The organism is Caenimonas sp. SL110 (assembly GCF_001044395.1).
GTDB lineage: Bacteria > Pseudomonadota > Gammaproteobacteria > Burkholderiales > Burkholderiaceae_C > Ramlibacter.
The window spans coordinates 889-1,121 of record NZ_JANU01000072.1 but is presented as its reverse complement, the minus strand read 5'-3'; the positions used below and the strand labels follow the sequence as shown (position 1 = coordinate 1,121).

The following is a 233-nucleotide window of genomic DNA, read 5'->3' as shown; positions in this document are numbered from 1 at the left end:
AGCTGGGCGGACAGGCCGATGTGCAGGGCGTGGCCGGCACCTGGAAGGACTTGACCGATTCGGTGAACTCGATGGGCTCCAACCTCACCGCCCAGGTGCGGAACATTGCAGAGGTGACGACTGCCGTAGCGGCCGGTGACCTTTCCAAGAAGATCACGGTGGAGGTGAAGGGCGAAATCCTGGAACTCAAAGCCACGATCAACACCATGGTGGACCAGCTCTCGTCCTTCGCA

1 pseudogene (running past one end of the window) is annotated in these 233 nt (G+C 60.9%); it reads left to right on the top strand.

The features are described 5' to 3' along the window. Nucleotides 1-233, top strand: a pseudogene (locus tag AQ12_RS21765) (HAMP domain-containing protein); its annotated part runs 888 nt beyond the window's last position; the annotation flags it as partial.